Source organism: Streptomyces sp. NBC_00459, assembly GCF_036013955.1.
GTDB lineage: Bacteria > Actinomycetota > Actinomycetes > Streptomycetales > Streptomycetaceae > Streptomyces.
In genome coordinates this window covers 6,665,491-6,682,365 of record NZ_CP107903.1, presented here as the reverse complement: position 1 = coordinate 6,682,365, position 16,875 = coordinate 6,665,491, and the positions used below count along the sequence as shown (strand labels likewise).

The window sequence follows — 16,875 nt, the reverse complement described above, 5'->3', positions numbered from 1 at the left end:
GGGCTTCCCTCATGTGTCCCTTTCGGACCGGAACCCCGCTTGTTTCCCGCCATTTCACCCCCCGAAACCCGATTCCCGATGTGACTTACGCGACGATGAACGGACCCGGACTGACCTTTCGGCCACGGGGGCGTAGCCTTAATTCCCGCTGTCCATCACCTTGTGAAGCGGAAGAGGGCGGTTGCCGCCGTGTCTGCACAGTCCCCCAGTAACTCATCGAGCATCTCGACCGACGAACCCGCAGGTAACCCTGCGGCAGCGTTCGGCCCCAACGAGTGGCTCGTCGACGAGATCTATCAGCAGTACCTCCAGGACCCGAATTCCGTAGACCGTGCCTGGTGGGACTTCTTCGCCGACTACAAGCCCGGGGCGCCCGCCGTCTCCACGGCTCCGGCGGGTACTGCGGCCGCGGGGGCCGCAGAGACCACCACGACCGCCCCGGTGGCTCCGGCCGCCCCCACGGCTCCCGCGGCCCCGGCCGTACCGGCGCCGACACCGGCTCCGGCGGCCGCGCCACAGCCCACCGCTGCCGCTCCGGCCGCGAAGCCCGCCGCCGCAGCGCCCGCGCCGACCGCCGCCAAGCCCAAGGCCGCTCCCGCGGCCGAGGCCGTCGCCGTGGACGGTCCGGAGTTCGTGACCCTGCGCGGCCCGTCCGCGGCCGTGGCGAAGAACATGAACGCCTCGATCGAGGTGCCCACGGCCACGTCCGTGCGCGCGGTCCCGGTGAAGCTGCTCTTCGACAACCGCATCGTCATCAACAACCACCTGAAGCGCGCCCGGGGCGGGAAGATCTCCTTCACCCACCTCATCGGCTACGCGATGGTGCAGGCCATCAAGGCCATGCCGTCGATGAACTACTCCTTCGCGGAGAAGGACGGCAAGCCGACCCTGGTCAAGCCGGCCCACGTCAACTTCGGCCTGGCCATCGACCTGGTGAAGCCCAACGGCGACCGTCAGCTCGTCGTGGCCGGCATCAAGAAGGCCGAGACGCTGAACTTCTTCGAGTTCTGGCAGGCCTACGAGGACATCGTCCGCCGCGCCCGCGAGGGCAAGCTGACGATGGACGACTTCACCGGTGTCACGGTCTCCCTGACCAACCCCGGCGGCCTCGGCACCGTCCACTCGGTCCCGCGTCTGATGCCCGGTCAGTCGGTCATCATGGGCGTCGGTTCCATGGACTACCCGGCGGAGTTCCAGGGCACGTCGCAGGACACCCTGAACAAGCTCGGCATCTCCAAGGTCATGACGCTCACGTCGACCTACGACCACCGGGTCATCCAGGGCGCCGCCTCCGGCGAGTTCCTGCGTGTCGTCGCGAACTACCTGCTCGGCGAGGCCGGCTTCTACGACGAGATCTTCGAGGCGCTGCGCATCCCCTACGAGCCGGTCCGCTGGCTCAAGGACATCGACGCCTCGCACGACGACGACGTCACGAAGCCCGCGCGCGTCTTCGAGCTGATCCACTCCTACCGGGTCCGCGGCCATGTCATGGCCGACACCGACCCGTTGGAGTACCGCCAGCGCAAGCACCCCGACCTGGACATCACCGAGCACGGGCTCACCCTCTGGGACCTGGAGCGCGAGTTCGCCGTCGGCGGCTTCTCGGGCAAGTCCCTGATGAAGCTGCGCGACATCCTCGGCGTGCTCCGCGACTCGTACTGCCGCACCACGGGCGTCGAGTTCATGCACATCCAGGACCCCAAGCAGCGCAAGTGGATCCAGGACCGCATCGAGCGCCCGCACAGCAAGCCGGAGCGCGAGGAGCAGCTGCGCATCCTGCGCCAGCTGAACGCGGCGGAGGCCTTCGAGACCTTCCTGCAGACCAAGTACGTCGGCCAGAAGCGCTTCTCGCTGGAGGGCGGCGAGTCCGTCATCCCGCTGCTGGACGCCGTGATCGACTCGGCGGCCGAGTCGCGCCTCGACGAGGTCGTCATCGGCATGGCCCACCGCGGCCGGCTGAACGTGCTCGCGAACATCGTCGGCAAGTCGTACGCCCAGATCTTCCGGGAGTTCGAGGGCAACCTCGACCCGAAGTCGATGCACGGCTCCGGCGACGTGAAGTACCACCTGGGTGCCCGGGGCGTGTTCACCGGCCTCGACGGCGAGCAGATCAACGTCTCGCTGGCCGCCAACCCGTCCCACCTGGAGACGGTCGACCCGGTCATCGAGGGCATCGCCCGCGCCAAGCAGGACATCATCAACAAGGGTGGCACGGACTTCACGGTCCTGCCGGTCGCCCTGCACGGTGACGCGGCCTTCGCGGGCCAGGGCGTGGTGGCCGAGACGCTCAACATGTCCCAGCTGCGCGGCTACCGCACCGGCGGCACGGTCCACATCGTCATCAACAACCAGGTCGGCTTCACCGCCGCCCCGGAGTCGTCACGCTCCTCCATGTACGCGACCGACGTCGCCCGCATGATCGAGGCGCCGATCTTCCATGTGAACGGCGACGACCCCGAGGCCGTCGTCCGCGTCGCTCGCCTGGCCTTCGAGTTCCGCCAGGCGTTCAACAAGGACGTCGTCATCGACCTCATCTGCTACCGCCGCCGCGGTCACAACGAGTCCGACAACCCGGCGTTCACGCAGCCCCTGATGTACGACCTGATCGACAAGAAGCGCTCGGTGCGCAAGCTCTACACCGAGTCCCTCATCGGTCGCGGCGACATCACCCTCGAAGAGGCCGAACAGGCGCTGCAGGACTTCCAGGGCCAGTTGGAGAAGGTCTTCACCGAGGTCCGCGAGGCCATCTCCGCGCCGGCCGAGGCCCATGTCGGCGACCCCCGGGCCGAGTTCCCGGTGGCCGTGCAGACCGCGGTCTCCCAGGAGGTCGTCAAGCGCATCGCCGAGTCCCAGGTCAACATCCCCGACCACGTCACCGTCCACCCGCGGCTGATCCCGCAGTTGCAGCGCCGGGCGGCGATGATCGAGGACGACACGATCGACTGGGGCATGGGCGAGACGCTCGCGATCGGCTCCCTGCTCCTGGAGGGCACCCCGGTGCGCCTCTCGGGCCAGGACTCCCGGCGCGGCACCTTCGGCCAGCGTCACGCGGTCCTGATCGACCGGGTCACGGGCGAGGACTTCACCCCGCTCCAGTACCTGGCGGACGACCAGGCCCGCCTGAACGTCTACGACTCCCTGCTCTCCGAGTACGCAGTCATGGGCTTCGAGTACGGCTACTCGCTGGCCCGTCCCGACGCGCTCGTGATGTGGGAGGCGCAGTTCGGCGACTTCGTCAACGGCGCGCAGACGGTGGTGGACGAGTACATCTCGGCCGCGGAGCAGAAGTGGGGCCAGACGTCCGGCGTCACCCTGCTCCTCCCCCACGGCTACGAGGGCCAGGGCCCGGACCACTCCTCGGCCCGTATCGAGCGGTTCCTCCAGCTGTGCGCCCAGAACAACATGACGGTCGCTCAGCCGACACTGCCGTCGAACTACTTCCACCTCCTGCGGTGGCAGGTGCACAACCCGCACCACAAGCCGCTGGTGGTCTTCACCCCGAAGTCGATGCTGCGCCTGAAGGCGGCGGCCTCGAAGACGGAGGAGTTCACGACGGGCGCCTTCCGCCCGGTCATCGGCGACGAGTCCGCCGCCGCGGCCGACGTCCGCAAGGTCGTCTTCTGCGCCGGCAAGCTGTACTACGACCTTGAGGCCGAGCGGAAGAAGCGCGGCACCACGGACACGGCGATCATCCGCATCGAGCGCCTCTACCCCCTCCCGGGTGCGGAGCTCCAGGCCGAGATCGCCAAGTACCCGAACGCCGAGAAGTACCTGTGGGCGCAGGAGGAGCCGGCGAACCAGGGCGCGTGGCCCTTCATCGCCCTCAACCTGATCGACCACCTGGACCTCGCGGTCGGCGCGGACATCCCGCACGGCGAGCGTCTGCGGCGTATCTCGCGTCCGGCGGGCTCGTCCCCGGCGGTGGGTTCGGCGAAGCGTCACCAGGCGGAGCAGGAGCAGCTGGTGCGTGAGGTGTTCGAGGCGTAGGCCTCGACCTGCCTCTGCCGAACAGGGCTGACGCACGAGGGCCCGGCACCGGAGAGATCCGGTGCCGGGCCCTTCGCCGTCAGGACCCCGGACACCTGCGCATAACCTTGGAGGGGTACGACCGGCGGCCCGGGCTCCGGCCCCGAGCGCAGCCCTCAACCACCATTTCCACCCGCTCCACCAGTCCCAGTAGTCCCAGCAGTCCCCAGGAGAACATCCGTGTACTTCACCGACCGAGGCATCGAAGAGCTGGAGAAGCGGCGCGGCGAGGAGGAGGTCACCTTCGAGTGGCTCGCCGAGCAGCTGCGGGCCTTCGTCGACCTCAATCCCGACTTCGAGGTACCGGTGGAGCGCCTGGCCACCTGGCTCGCGCGGCTGGACGACGAGGACGACGAGTAGGTCCGGCAGCCCGGCAGGAGAGCCGTCGCAGCCCCGCCTCCCTCCGGGGCGCGGGGCTGCGACATGTGCGGCCGGCTCCGCCACGGGTGTCTTGACTTTCCGTGACCGCGATATATCGTGAATGACAGGAGACGCGATATGGCGCGTCGTGTCCTGGCTGCTCTTGAGCCCGTTCATTCACCCAGGGGGTCCGCACCATGCCCACCACATCCGCATCCGAGTGGTCCGTCGAAGAGCCCGGCAAGCTCTCCTTCGCCGGGCCCGTCACGGACCTGCACGTACGCATCGTCAACGGAACGGTGAACGTGGTGGGCACGGACGAGGACTCCGCCCGCCTGGAGGTCTCCGAGATCGAGGGCCCACCCCTGGTGGTGACCCAGGAGGACGGCGTCCTGACGGTGGCGTACGAGGACCTGCCCTGGAAGGGCTTCCTCAAGTGGCTGGACCGCAAGAGCTGGCGCCGCACCGCGGTGGTGTCCCTGACCGTCCCGGCCGGGGCGCGCGTCGAGGTGGGCGTGGTCGGCGCCGGCGCGGTCGTCTCGGGGGTCGACGGATCGACAGTGGTGAAGGGCGTCACCGGCGACACGACACTTGTCGGCCTCTCCGGGCCCGTCCGCGCCGACACGGTCTCGGGCAGCCTGGAGGCCCAGGCGGTCACGGGCGACCTGCGCTTCAACTCCGTCTCCGGCGACCTCACCGTCGTCGAGGGCTCCGGACCCTCGGTGCGTGCGGAGTCGGTGAGCGGCTCCATGATCGTCGACCTCGACCCGGAAGGCCCGACGGACGTGCAGCTGACGAACGTCTCGGGCGAGATCGCCATCCGGCTCCCGCATCCGGCGGACGCGGACGTGGAGGCGAACACGGCGAGCGGCAGGATCTCGAACGCCTTCGACGGCCTCCGCGTCCACGGCCAGTGGGGCGCCCACCGCGTCACGGGCCGCCTGGGCGCCGGCACGGGCAAACTCCGGGCGACGACGGTCTCCGGCTCGATCGCCCTGCTCCGCCGCCCCCAGCAGGAGGACGATCCGGCGGACTCCACCCCCGGGGACAGTTCCGGTGACACCTCCGGCACGACGAACAAGAAGGTGCTCTGACATGCCTCCCGTATTCGCCCACGGCCGCCTGCGCCTCTACCTGCTGAAGCTGCTGGACGAGGCCCCCCGCCACGGCTACGAGGTGATCCGCCTCCTGGAGGAACGCTTCCAGGGGCTGTACGCGCCGTCGGCGGGCACCGTGTACCCCCGCCTGGCCAAGCTGCAGACCGAGGGCCTGGTCACGCACACCACCGAGGGCGGCCGCAAGGTGTACGCCATCACGGACGCGGGCCGCGCCGAACTGGCCGACCGCAGCGGCGAGCTGGCCGACCTGGAACTGGAGATCCGCGACTCGGTCGCCGAACTCGCCGCCGAGATCCGGGCCGACGTCCGGGGCGCGGCGGGCGACCTCCGCCGGGAGGTGCGCGCGGCGGCGAGCGAGGCCCGCGGGGCCGCGGGGAGCGCACCCTTCGGGGACCACGGCGAGTACGGGGACCACGCGGACGTCGGCGACAAGGAGGCGTGGCGTGCCGCGAAGGAGGAGATGCGGCGCGCCAAGCAGGAGTGGAAGGAGCAGGCCCGGCGTGCGAAGGACGAGAGCCGCCGGGCCCGCGAGGAGGCCCAGCGGGCCAGGCGCCAGGCCAAGGAGGCCCAGGACCACGCCCGTGCGCAGGCCCAGGAGGAGGTGCAGCGCATCGCCAGGCGCGTCCAGGAACAGGTCCAGGACCACTTCAGCCGGGGCGACTGGCCGACAGGGGTCCGGGAGGGCCTGACCGAACTGGCCAAGGAGTTCGGCGAGTTCGGAAAGGACTTCGGCAAGAACCTCGGCAAGGACATCGGCTTCCCCCGCCCGGGCGGCACCACGACCGCCACGAAACCGGGACCGGAACCGGAGCGCCCGCAGTACACGGACACTCCCCCGGACTTCCCGGCCGGCTACGAACCGTCCTGGGTCCACGAGGACTCCACCGGCGACCCGGCCCGCGATCTGGACCGCCTCCTCGACCGCTTCCGGGACGGCATCCGCGACACGGCCCGCGACCACAGCGTCACGGAACCCCAACTCCATGAGATCCGCGGCCACTTGTCCGCGGCGGCGACACTGGTGGAGGCGGTGCTGCGGACCCCGAAGGCGTGAGGGAGGACTCGGCCGGGACGCGGCACCCGTCGAGCGTCGTCCCGGCCCGCCGCCTCAGCACCGTCCCGGCCGACCTCCTCAGCCCGCCTTGGCCTCGCCTCCGCCGTACAGCACACGGCTCAGCGCCTCGTACGTGACTCCCTGATCGGCGAGGACCTCTGCCGGTACGCCGGGGCGGGCCGTGAGGGCGAGGAGGATGTGCTCGTCGCCGATATGACGCTCCCGGTGGGCCAGGGCGATGCGCAGACACCTCTCCAGCACCTCCTTGGCGTCCCGGCTGAAGGTGCGGCGCCCCGACCACCACCGCTTGTCCTTGCGATCGCCGGACATCGCGCCGACACCGTGCACCTCCTCGATCCGGGAGACGATGTCGGACACGTCGATTCCGAGCCCGGCGAGGGCGTCGGCCTCGGCCTGGGACAGCCCGGCGCGGCGCCGGGCGTCGGCCACAGCGGCCCTCACCAGCTCCTTGCGGTCGGCGAGTCCGAGCGAGGCCAGCGCAAAGGAGGCCCGGCTCGCCTCGCGGTCGAGCAGCGCGAGCAGCAGGTGCTCGGCATCGACGCACCGACTGCCGACGCGCTCGGCGTGCTCGACGGCACCCCGCACCACGGCGCGCGCGTCGCTCGTGAACCGTTCGAACATCAAAGCCTCCCGTATTTCTTGTGCACGGCCTGCCGACTGACACCGAGTTCCGCGGCGATCTCCTGCCACGACCAGCCCTGATTGCGCGCGCTGCGCACCTGCACCGCCTCCAGCTGCTCGACCAGCTTCCGCAGCGCGGAGACGGCCCGCAGTCCGACCCGCGGGTCGCGGTCGCCCGCCCGCTCGGCGAGATCTGTTGCTTCCGTCATGACGTCAACTTAGGTTGACACACAGCCTCATGTCAACCCTGGTTGACATCTCGAAGTGTGCGGACACGCGAACGGCGGGCCCGGAAACCCGGGCCCGCCGCAACGAGACGTATACGTGCTGGAGGATCAGGAGGTGGTGAGGACGATCTTGCCGAACAGGTCACCGGACTCAAGGCGTTCGAAGCCCTCGCGGGCCCGGTCCAGCGGGAGCACCTCGTCGATGACGGGACGTACACCGGTGGCGGCGCAGAACGACAGCAGGTCCTCCAGCTCGTCCTTCGTGCCCATCGTCGAGCCGACGACCTTGAGTTCGAGGAAGAAGATCCGGGTCAGTTCGGCGTGCGAGGGCCGGTCGCCGCTGGTGGCGCCCGAGATGACGAGCGTGCCGCCGGGCCGCAGCGACTTGACCGAGTGCGACCAGGTGGCCGCCCCGACCGTCTCGATCACCGCGTCCACGCGCTGCGGCAGCCGCGCCCCGGACTCCACCGCCTCGACGGCGCCCAGCTCCATCGCCCGCTTCCGCTTGGCCTCGTCCCGGCTGGTGGCGAAGACCCGCAGGCCCGCCGCCTTGCCGAGCACGATCGCGGCGGTCGCGACACCGCCGCCGGCACCCTGCACGAGCACCGAGTCGCCGGGGCGTACGCCCGCGTTGGTGAAGAGCATGCGGTACGCCGTCAGCCAGGCCGTGGGCAGACAGGCGGCCTCCGCGAAGGAGAGTTCCTTGGGCTTGGGCAGGACGTTCCACGCCGGTACGGCGACCTGCTCGGCGAAGGTGCCCTGGTAGCGCTCGGTGAGGATGGAACGGGGTTCCTTGGGGCCGACGCCGTGGCCGGTCTGGCCGATGACGGAGTGCAGGACGACCTCGTTGCCGTCCGCGTCGACGCCTGCGGCGTCGCAGCCGAGGATCATCGGGAGCCGGTCCTCGGGGAGTCCGACCCCGCGCAGGGACCAGAGGTCGTGGTGGTTGAGCGAGGCGGCCCTGACATCGATCGTCGTCCAGCCGGGGCGCGTCTCGGGGGCTGGGCGGTCGCCCAACTCCAGCCCGTCGAGCGGGTGGTCGGGGTCGATTCGGGCGGCGTAGGCAGCGAACATGACCTTGACGATAGGGGTCGGGACGGGCCGGGGGAACGAGGTGGCGCTGTGACACACGCCCTGTTGATCTCGCCCCCGCCGCCCCTACCCGTCCCGTCCTCGGGGGCGCTGCCCCCGAACCCCCGCTCCGCCTTCCAGCCCGTCCGGCGCTTGAGGACGAGGCCCCTTCAGGGCCGAAGCGGGGGTCTGGGGGCGCGGCCCCCAGGGTGAGGCGGGCCGGGCCACCACTGGACACAAGCCTCAGCGGCGAGCGACACCCTCCGCCCGAGCCGCCGCAGCGACCGCCGCGGTCACCGCCGGAGCGACCCGCGGGTCGAACGGCGACGGAATCACGTAGTCGGCGGCCAGATCCTCACCGACGACAGCCGCGAGCGCGTCCGCCGCCGCGATCTTCATCCCCTCCGTGATCCGCGAGGCCCGCACCTGCAGCGCCCCCGCGAAGATCCCCGGGAACGCCAGCACGTTGTTGATCTGGTTCGGGAAGTCCGAGCGCCCGGTCGCGACGACCGCCGCGTACCTGTGCGCCACATCGGGGTGCACCTCGGGGTCCGGGTTGGCCATCGCGAACACGAACGCGTCCTTGGCCATCGAAGCCACCGCGGCCTCCGGGACCGTACCGCCGGAGACGCCGATGAAGACGTCGGCGCCCTCCAGGGCACTCTCCAGCGACCCCGTCAGCCCTGCCCTGTTCGTCAGCTCGGCCAGCTCGCGCTTGACCGGCGTGAGGTCGTCCCGGTCCGCCGAGACGATGCCCTTGCGGTCGGCGACGGCGACATCGCCGAGCCCCGCCTCAAGGAGGAACTTCGCGATGGCGACGCCCGCCGCGCCCGCGCCCGAGATCACACCCCGCAGCTCCCCGAGCTCCCGCCCGGTGAGCCGCGCAGCGTTGCGCAGGGCCGCCAGCGTCACGACCGCCGTGCCGTGCTGGTCGTCGTGGAAGACGGGGATGTCCAGCTGCTCCTGGAGCCGCCGCTCGATCTCGAAGCACCGCGGTGCCGAGATGTCCTCCAGGTTGATGCCACCGAAGGACGGCGCCAGCCGGACCACCGTCTCGATGATCTCGTCCACGCCCGTGCAGGCCAGCGCGATCGGAACCGCGTCCACGCCGCCGAACTGCTTGAACAGGATCGCCTTGCCCTCCATCACCGGGAGGGACGCCTCGGGGCCGATGTCCCCGAGTCCGAGGACGGCCGTACCGTCCGTCACGACCGCGACGACGGACGACTTCCACGTGTAGTCGTTGACGAGGTCGGGCTGCTCGGCGATGGCGGTGCACACGCGGGCCACACCGGGTGTGTACGCGAGGGACAGGTCGTCCTTGTCGCGGATCGGCACGGTGGCCTGCACGGCCATCTTGCCGCCCCGGTGCAGGGCGAACGCCGGGTCGAACTCACCGGCATCACTGTCGGCGTGGATGTCGCTGCGAGGATTGACGATCTCCGCTGCCACTTTGTTGTACCCCTTAGGTCTTCACGGTTTGAGGGTGGCCACTCCTGGTGAGGGGTGGGCGGGCACCGCGCAAGGCCCCGGTGAGTGATGCGCACGGGCACGAACGCGACGGGCGCGCCGCACACGCGCCCTGAGCCCCTGATGAGGGGTGTAAAGAACCTTCTTACCGGACGGAGGACACCGCCGACGACCCCATACCGCCAAGGTCACACGGGGGCGACATGACTCATCACCACACATGCCCACATACCCGGGCATGATCGATCAAATCGAGGGGCGGGTCGACGTCCGGCCGGGCACCGAGTCGAGGCCCTGTCGGGCAACGAGCCGGACCACGGGTCGGGGCGGAGTCCTCACGCGGCCGCGTGTACGGATGCTTACGGATGCAACAGCCGCTCACCAGGCGAGATACACCGAAGATCTTCCGGCCGGAACGACTGATTCCCGTAGAAGATCCGGGAAGGTCCGGCTCTGATGCACCGACCTGACGCTCTACGGGGGTCACCCGTTATCCGATTTTGACATAGCCGGTCGTCTGAATGCCTCCGCCCGAATGGCAAGATGCCGTAATCACACAAGGTCGCGACACTCAAAGATGTGTGCACCAGTCGACCGACCCGCCGGCACCGTCCGCCCCCTGGGCGGGCGCCGGCCCCAATGGCACACCATCCATCCGCCGGAGGAACTCACCATGACCGCAAGCTCCACCCTTCGTACGACCGCTGCGCAGAACCGGCTAGCCGCGGTCGGTGCGATCGCGGTCGCGGGCGCGCTGCTGCTCACCGGATGCGGTGACCAGACCAAGGACAAGGACAAGGGCTCGGAGAGCGCCTCGACGAGCTCCGCCCCGCTGGCCGCCAAGCTGCCCCAGGCGATCCGGGACAAGGGCGTCGTCACGGTCGGCTCGGACATCGCGTACGCGCCGGTCGAGTTCAAGGACGACTCCGGCAAGACGGTCGGTCTCGACCCGGACCTCGCGGACGCCATGGGCAAGCAGCTCGGCGTGAAGTTCGAGTTCCAGAACGGCACCTTCGACACCCTGATCACGGGTCTGCGCTCCAAGCGGTACGACATCGCCATGTCCGCGATGACCGACACCAAGGACCGCCAGGAGGGCACCGAGAACGGCAAGAAGGTCGGCGAGGGCGTCGACTTCGTCGACTACTTCACCGCCGGCGTCTCGATCTACACCAAGAAGGGCGACGACCAGGGCATCAAGACCTGGGCCGACCTCTGCGGCAAGAAGATCGCGGTCCAGCGCGGCACGGTCTCCGAGGACCTCGCCAAGGCCGAGTCGAAGAAGTGCACGGGCGGCAAGAAGATCGCCATCGAGTCGTACGACAACGACCAGCAGGCCCAGACCCGGGTGCGCGCGGGCGGCGCGGACGCCGGCTCCTCCGACTTCCCGGTCACGGCGTACGCGGTGAAGACCTCGGGCGGCGGCAACGACTTCCAGGTCGTCGGCGAGCAGGTCGAGGCGGCGCCTTACGGCATCGCGGTCGCCAAGTCGAACACGCAGCTGCGGGACGCCCTGCAGGCCGCGCTCGACGCGATCATCAAGAACGGCGAGTACACCAAGATCATCGCCAAGTGGGGCGTCGAGGACGGCGCCGTGACCTCGGCCACCGTCAACGGCGGCAAGTGACCTCGAAGCTCACGGAAGCTACGGGCACTGAAAGGCAACACCCGTGACTGTTGACATCGACAAGGCGACAGGACCGGCGGACACTCCCCCGGCCGGACCGGAGGCCATCAGGGCCATCCCGGTCCGGCACTACGGGCGGTACGTCTCGGCCGTGATCGCCATCGCGCTCTTCGTCGCGATCGTCTACGCGTTCGCCCAGGGCAACATCAACTGGGGCGCCGTACCGGACTACTTCTTCGACGACCGGATCATCACGGGCGTCTGGAAGACCCTCCTGCTGACGGTCCTCTCGATGGTGATCGGCATCGTCGGCGGCGTCCTGCTCGCCGTCATGCGGCTGTCGAAGAACCCGGTGACCTCGACCATCGCCTGGTTCTACATCTGGTTCTTCCGCGGCACCCCGGTCCTGGTCCAGCTCGTCGTCTGGTTCAACCTGGGCCTGGTCTTCACGTACATCAACCTCGGTCCGATCTACAAGGACTACTGGTCCAGCTTCATGACGCCGCTCCTGACGGCGCTCCTGGGCCTGGGCCTGAACGAGGCCGCCTACATGGCGGAGATCTGCCGCGCCGGCCTCCTGTCGGTCGACGAGGGCCAGACCGAGGCCTCGCACGCCCTGGGCATGAGCCACGCCAAGACCCTGCGCCGGATCGTGATCCCGCAGGCGATGCGCGTGATCGTGCCCCCCACGGGCAACGAGGTCATCAACATGCTGAAGACGACCTCGCTGGTGTCGGTGGTCCAGTTCGCCGAACTGTTCCGCTACGCCCAGGACATCGGGCAGACGTCCGGTGCCCCGGTGGAGATGTACTTCCTCGCCGCTGCCTGGTACCTGATCCTCACCTCGGTCCTCAGCGTCGGCCAGTACTACATCGAGCGGTACTACGCGCGCGGTTCCAGCCGTACGCTCGCGGACACGCCGTTCCAGAAGATCAAGGCGAACATGCTGTCCCTCGGAAGCTGGAGGCGCTGACCATGAGTACGGAAAAGGTCACCGGGTCCGCGGACGGCGTCGCGATGGTCAAGTCGGAGGGCGTCCACAAGTCCTTCGGCCCCGTCGAGGTCCTCAAGGGCATCGACCTGGAGGTGAGGTCGGGCGAGGTCTTCTGCCTCATCGGCCCCTCCGGCTCCGGCAAGTCGACGTTCCTCAGGTGCATCAACCACCTGGAGAAGGTCAACGCCGGGCGCCTGTACGTCGACGGGGAGCTGGTCGGCTACCGCCAGAAGGGCGACAAGCTGTACGAGCTGAAGGACAGCGAGGTCGCGCTGAAGCGGCGGGACATCGGCATGGTGTTCCAGCGCTTCAACCTGTTCCCGCACATGACGGCGCTGGAGAACGTCATGGAGGCCCCGGTCCAGGTCAAGGGCGTGGTCAAGGCGCAGGCCCGCGAGCGTGCGGGCCAGCTCCTGGAGCGCGTGGGACTGGCCGACAAGGCCGCGAACTACCCCTCGCAGCTTTCCGGCGGCCAGCAGCAGCGCGTCGCCATCGCCCGGGCCCTGGCCATGGACCCGAAGCTGATGCTGTTCGACGAGCCGACCTCGGCCCTGGACCCGGAGCTGGTCGGTGACGTCCTCGACGTCATGCGTGACCTGGCCGAGTCCGGGATGACGATGGTCGTCGTCACCCACGAGATGGGCTTCGCCCGCGAGGTGGGCGACAGCCTCGTCTTCATGGACGGCGGTGTGGTCGTCGAGTCCGGCAACCCGCGCGACGTCCTGACGAACCCGCAGCACGAGCGCACACAGTCGTTCCTGTCCAAGGTGCTCTGAGACGACGTACGGGTGCATACGGAAGGGGCGGTACGAGGATCTCGTACCGCCCCTTCCGCGTTGTCTAACCGCTCCTCGTCTTCAACAGCTCGGGTGCGAGCACCAGTTCACGCAGCTGGCTCTTGGTCAGCGGCGCGGTCCTGAGCAGCGGCCCCAGTGAGTACCGGCCCGTGAAGCCGGTGGTGTCGTGGACCTCGACCGTGCCGCCGGTCTTCAGGTAGAGCGTGGCGATGAGGTACTCACCCCAGGTGCGGCGCTTGTCCATGAAGACGCTGAGGTGGTTCCAGCCCTTCCGGACTTCGAGGACGTTGCCGTTCGGCAGTCTCTCGAAGGTGCACTCCTGCCCGTCCTCCTTGCCCGGAATCGAACAAGGAGTCTTCCAGCTCGCGCTCGGAGCCTTGCTGAACCGGTTGATGACCCGGAGGTACCCGACACCGCCGTCCCTGGTGACCGTGTAGGAGCCGTAGTACTTGCCGAAGGGTCCGGCCTCCGGATGCTCCGGTTCCCGGAACAGGACGTAGTCCATGTCCACTTCACGGATCGCACCGACACCGGGGGGCAACAGCTTCGCGAACTCGGCCGCCAGGGCGGTGGCCTGGCCGGGAGGCTTGACCGTCCCCGTGTTCGCGGCGCGGCCACCACCCTCGTCGTACGTCAGCCACCCGGGCCCGGCGATCACACCCGCCGCGACCCCGACCGCCGCGACGACCGTCACCGCGCCCCACCGTCGCCGCCGCACCCGCGCGGCCCGCGCGAACACCGCCTCCGTACCAGCCCCCGTCGGTGCGGAGACCCCTCCCACGGCCCGTCCGAGAAGCTCCCGCCCCTCCAGCCAGGTCTCGACCTCGTCGATGTCGGTGCTCATACGTGCTCCTCCCGCACCGCGGCCCGCATCGCCGCGATTCCCCTGGCCGCGTGGCTCTTCACCGTGCTGACCCGCATACCGAGCAGGTCCGCGGTGTCGTTGACGCTGAGGTCCTCCCAGTAGCGCAGCACCAGTACCGCCCGCTGTTTGGGCGCGAGTTCCGCGAGAGCGGCCCGCACCATCAGCCCCGTGTCGCTGTCCGCCGACTCGGCGGGCGTCTCCGGAAGTTCGCCGTACGCGTGCTCGCGCCGCCAGAAGCGCCGGCGCCCCGCGATGAAGGTGTTGACCAGCGTCCGGCGCGCATAGGCCTCCAGGTTGTCCAGCCGCCCGTATCTGCGCGCCCCGAGGACGACCTTCACCAGCGTCGTCTGTACGAGGTCCTCGGCCTCGTCACGGTTGCCGCAGAGCAGATAGGCACTCCGGAACAGCGCCGTGCGTCTGCCCTCCACGAAGGCGTGCAGAGTCGCGTCCGCGCCCCGCGTCATCCTTCCCCCCTCTCCCGGTCCACTGGTCGAAGACCGTCTCACCCTTTCCAGTGCGGTGGGACCCCGGGCAGGACGCGGCACACACGAAAAAGGCGGTACGGATTTCCCGTACCGCCGAGACCTTCCGCCCCCCGTGGGCTACTTGAGCGCGAGCAGCAGCGTGTCCGAGGGTGAGCACCACACCGGCCGCGCCTCCCCGAACCCCTTCTCGCGCAGCACGCGCGCGTGCCACCCGGCGGAGGGCATGTCGCCGTCGGCGTGCTCGCCGTAGATCTCGAAGCGGCGGACGGTCGGCCCGGCGAGGGCGGGGTCCTGGGCGGCGAGCCGCCACCATTCCGCCCAGTCGACGGCGCCGCCGTGTTTGGCCTGATCCATACGTGCGTGGCGCAGTGCGCGCTCCGCCGCGTTGATCCGGGGCGTGCTGTCGTCGATCATGTGGTCCGCGTTCATGAACAGACCGCCGTCGCGGACGAGCTCCGCGATCCGGCCGTAGAGCTCCGCGAGAGGGTCGCTGTGCAGCCAGTGCAGGGCGGTGGCGGTCAGCACGGCGTCGTACGAGTCGTACGGCAGCCCGCTCGTCCACTGCGGGTCCTTGAGGTCGGCCGTGACCAGGGTGACCCGGTCGTCGCCCGCGAAGGTGCCCTCGGCGATGGCCAGGAGCGCCGGGTCGAGGTCGACGCCGACGCTGGTGGCCTGCGGGAACCGGTCGAGCAGCCGCGACGTGATACTCCCCGTGCCGCACGCGAGGTCGAGCACGCGCGGGGCGGGGCCGACGAGGGCCTCCACCATGTCGAGCATGATCCGGAACCGTTCCTCACGGTCCGGCATGTACCACTCCTGCTGCCGGTCCCAGCTCACCTGCCAGGCATTCCAGTCAGTTCCGGCGCCTGTCCCGGTGATGCCAGTGGTGCCGGTGGTGCCAGTGGTGGTCGTCATGGAAAACCCCTCCGCATCGGTCGCTCACTCGCCCGCTTCGAACGCATGCGTAATACCCTGGAAGCAATATCAGCCGTTACTTCCTCGCATCCACGACCATAGAGCGCCCTCGTAAGGACTACAAGTGGAACTGGCCTATTACTCGGACTATGCCGTGCGCCTCGTCAACACCGAGGAACCGGCCCGCGGGAAGGACTCGCTGACCTCGATCGACGCCGTCCGCGATCTCTTCGGCGCCAACCAGCAGGCCGCCCGCCGCGCCACCGACGCCGACGTGACCCGGTTCCGCTCAGTACGGGCCCGGCTGCGGGCGGTCTTCGAGGCGGCGGACACGGGCGACGAGACGCTCTCGGTGGACCTGCTGAACTCGCTCCTGCTGGAGTTCCCGGTGAGCCCGCAGATCTCCGGGCACGACTTCCGGGACGACGACGGCCGCCCGCTGTGGCACATGCACCTCGCCGACCACCCGTCGAACGCGACGGCGGGCTTCGCGGCCATCGCCGCCATGGGCCTGGCCTTCCACCTCACCGAGTACGGCGTGGACCGCCTCGGCCTGTGCGAGGCGCCGCCCTGCCGCAACGCCTACCTCGACACCTCGACGAACCGCTCCCGGCGCTACTGCTCCGACCGCTGCGCGACCCGGGCCAACGTGGCCGCCTACCGCGCCCGCAAACGCCTGGAGGCCGACCGGTCCGAGAAGACGGGCCTGGCGGCCGACACCGCCCAGCGCAGCAGCGTCAGCGGCGAGCGCTGACCGGGCTTGAGCGGCCGGTACCGGAACCGGACCCTGCCCAGGATCAGATCGTGCGGCACGGTGCCGTAGTCGGTGCTGTCGCCGCCGGCGAAGGAGTTGTCCCCGAGCACCCACCAGCCGCCCTCACGGCGCTCCACGGCCCGTTTGACGACCAACAGGTCCTGCTGGAACGGATGGCGCAGGACGACGATGTCCCCGGCCCTGACCCGGTTCCCGTACCGCACCACGAGAAAGTCGCCGTGATACAGCGTGGGCACCATCGACGGTCCGGTCACGGCGACCCAGCCGAAGAGCTTCGCAGCCCCTCCGCGCCCGCTCCCGGGCTCACTCCCGTTTTCGCTTCCGTGTTCGCTCTCCTGCGACAGCTCCGGCATCCCGGCACCTCCCCGGTCCATCCTCCACGAGTCCCAGTCTGACGCCCTACTTTTGTCCTAAGCCCATGGGGGCACTCGCGAAAACCCCTCTCTCAG

The 16,875-nt window shown here is 69.4% G+C and carries 16 protein-coding genes; 8 read left to right on the top strand and 8 right to left on the bottom strand.

Annotated features, from left to right (window positions below; translation table 11 throughout):
* Positions 1 to 189 precede the first annotated feature (189 nt).
* From OHN74_RS29675 to OHN74_RS29660, 4 genes are all read left to right on the top strand, one after another.
* The gene (locus OHN74_RS29675) at positions 190 to 3,987 is read left to right on the top strand and encodes a multifunctional oxoglutarate decarboxylase/oxoglutarate dehydrogenase thiamine pyrophosphate-binding subunit/dihydrolipoyllysine-residue succinyltransferase subunit (RefSeq protein ID WP_327697639.1); all 3,798 of its coding nucleotides are present in this window, start codon (positions 190 to 192) and stop codon (positions 3,985 to 3,987) included.
* Positions 3,988 to 4,206: 219 nt separating this feature from the next.
* A complete protein-coding gene (locus OHN74_RS29670; RefSeq protein WP_153482227.1) occupies positions 4,207 to 4,386 on the top strand; it encodes a DUF6104 family protein in 180 nt (59 codons plus the stop codon).
* A gap of 197 nt (positions 4,387 to 4,583) precedes the next feature.
* Positions 4,584 to 5,480 carry a DUF4097 family beta strand repeat-containing protein gene (locus OHN74_RS29665; RefSeq protein ID WP_327697638.1) on the top strand — a complete coding sequence of 299 codons (897 nt, stop codon included), beginning with the start codon at positions 4,584 to 4,586 and terminating at the stop codon, positions 5,478 to 5,480.
* 1 nt (position 5,481) lies between these two features.
* Complete coding sequence (locus tag OHN74_RS29660) at positions 5,482 to 6,558, top strand: helix-turn-helix transcriptional regulator (RefSeq protein ID WP_327697637.1); 1,077 nt, start codon at positions 5,482 to 5,484, stop codon at positions 6,556 to 6,558.
* A gap of 78 nt (positions 6,559 to 6,636) precedes the next feature.
* On the opposite strand, the gene OHN74_RS29655 is transcribed toward OHN74_RS29660, so the two are convergent.
* From OHN74_RS29655 to OHN74_RS29640, 4 genes are all read right to left on the bottom strand, one after another.
* Positions 6,637 to 7,200 (bottom strand): Clp protease N-terminal domain-containing protein, encoded by a 564-nt coding sequence (locus tag OHN74_RS29655; RefSeq protein ID WP_327697636.1) that lies wholly within the window; start codon positions 7,198 to 7,200, stop codon positions 6,637 to 6,639.
* Positions 7,200 to 7,409, bottom strand: coding sequence for a helix-turn-helix domain-containing protein (locus OHN74_RS29650; protein ID WP_327697635.1), 210 nt, complete (start codon positions 7,407 to 7,409; stop codon positions 7,200 to 7,202). The genes OHN74_RS29655 and OHN74_RS29650 overlap by 1 nt, the downstream gene beginning before the upstream one ends.
* A gap of 126 nt (positions 7,410 to 7,535) precedes the next feature.
* Positions 7,536 to 8,501, bottom strand: a complete 966-nt coding sequence (locus OHN74_RS29645; RefSeq protein ID WP_327697634.1) for a zinc-binding dehydrogenase — start codon at positions 8,499 to 8,501, stop codon at positions 7,536 to 7,538.
* Between the two features lie 240 nt (positions 8,502 to 8,741).
* Positions 8,742 to 9,950, bottom strand: coding sequence for an NAD(P)-dependent malic enzyme (locus OHN74_RS29640; protein WP_327697633.1), 1,209 nt, complete (start codon positions 9,948 to 9,950; stop codon positions 8,742 to 8,744).
* Positions 9,951 to 10,641: 691 nt separating this feature from the next.
* Between OHN74_RS29640 and OHN74_RS29635 the strand changes: the two genes are divergently transcribed.
* Genes OHN74_RS29635 through OHN74_RS29625 form a run of 3 tightly spaced genes read left to right on the top strand, consistent with a single transcriptional unit; the run spans position 10,642 to position 13,365 of the window.
* Positions 10,642 to 11,595 (top strand): ABC transporter substrate-binding protein, encoded by a 954-nt coding sequence (locus tag OHN74_RS29635; protein WP_327697632.1) that lies wholly within the window; start codon positions 10,642 to 10,644, stop codon positions 11,593 to 11,595.
* 43 nt (positions 11,596 to 11,638) lie between these two features.
* The gene (locus tag OHN74_RS29630; RefSeq protein ID WP_327697631.1) at positions 11,639 to 12,568 is read left to right on the top strand and encodes an amino acid ABC transporter permease; all 930 of its coding nucleotides are present in this window, start codon (positions 11,639 to 11,641) and stop codon (positions 12,566 to 12,568) included.
* Between the two features lie 2 nt (positions 12,569 to 12,570).
* On the top strand, positions 12,571 to 13,365 hold the full coding sequence (locus OHN74_RS29625; protein ID WP_327697630.1) for an amino acid ABC transporter ATP-binding protein: 795 nt from the start codon (positions 12,571 to 12,573) through the stop codon (positions 13,363 to 13,365).
* 64 nt (positions 13,366 to 13,429) lie between these two features.
* Here the strand turns inward: OHN74_RS29625 and OHN74_RS29620 are convergent, their stop codons facing one another.
* From OHN74_RS29620 to OHN74_RS29610, 3 genes are all read right to left on the bottom strand, one after another.
* Entirely contained in the window at positions 13,430 to 14,230 is an 801-nt protein-coding gene (locus OHN74_RS29620; protein ID WP_327697629.1) for a hypothetical protein, read from the bottom strand.
* Positions 14,227 to 14,715, bottom strand: coding sequence for a SigE family RNA polymerase sigma factor (locus OHN74_RS29615; protein ID WP_327697628.1), 489 nt, complete (start codon positions 14,713 to 14,715; stop codon positions 14,227 to 14,229). Before OHN74_RS29615 ends, OHN74_RS29620 begins: the two co-directional genes overlap by 4 nt.
* 138 nt (positions 14,716 to 14,853) lie before the next feature.
* The gene (locus tag OHN74_RS29610; RefSeq protein WP_327697627.1) at positions 14,854 to 15,651 is read right to left on the bottom strand and encodes a class I SAM-dependent methyltransferase; all 798 of its coding nucleotides are present in this window, start codon (positions 15,649 to 15,651) and stop codon (positions 14,854 to 14,856) included.
* A 124-nt stretch (positions 15,652 to 15,775) separates the two neighbouring features.
* Between OHN74_RS29610 and OHN74_RS29605 the strand changes: the two genes are divergently transcribed.
* A complete protein-coding gene (locus OHN74_RS29605; protein WP_164322472.1) occupies positions 15,776 to 16,405 on the top strand; it encodes a CGNR zinc finger domain-containing protein in 630 nt (209 codons plus the stop codon).
* Here the strand turns inward: OHN74_RS29605 and sodX are convergent.
* The gene (gene sodX, locus OHN74_RS29600) at positions 16,309 to 16,779 is read right to left on the bottom strand and encodes a nickel-type superoxide dismutase maturation protease (RefSeq protein ID WP_327697626.1); all 471 of its coding nucleotides are present in this window, start codon (positions 16,777 to 16,779) and stop codon (positions 16,309 to 16,311) included. The genes OHN74_RS29605 and sodX overlap by 97 nt on opposite strands.
* Positions 16,780 to 16,875 lie beyond the last annotated feature (96 nt).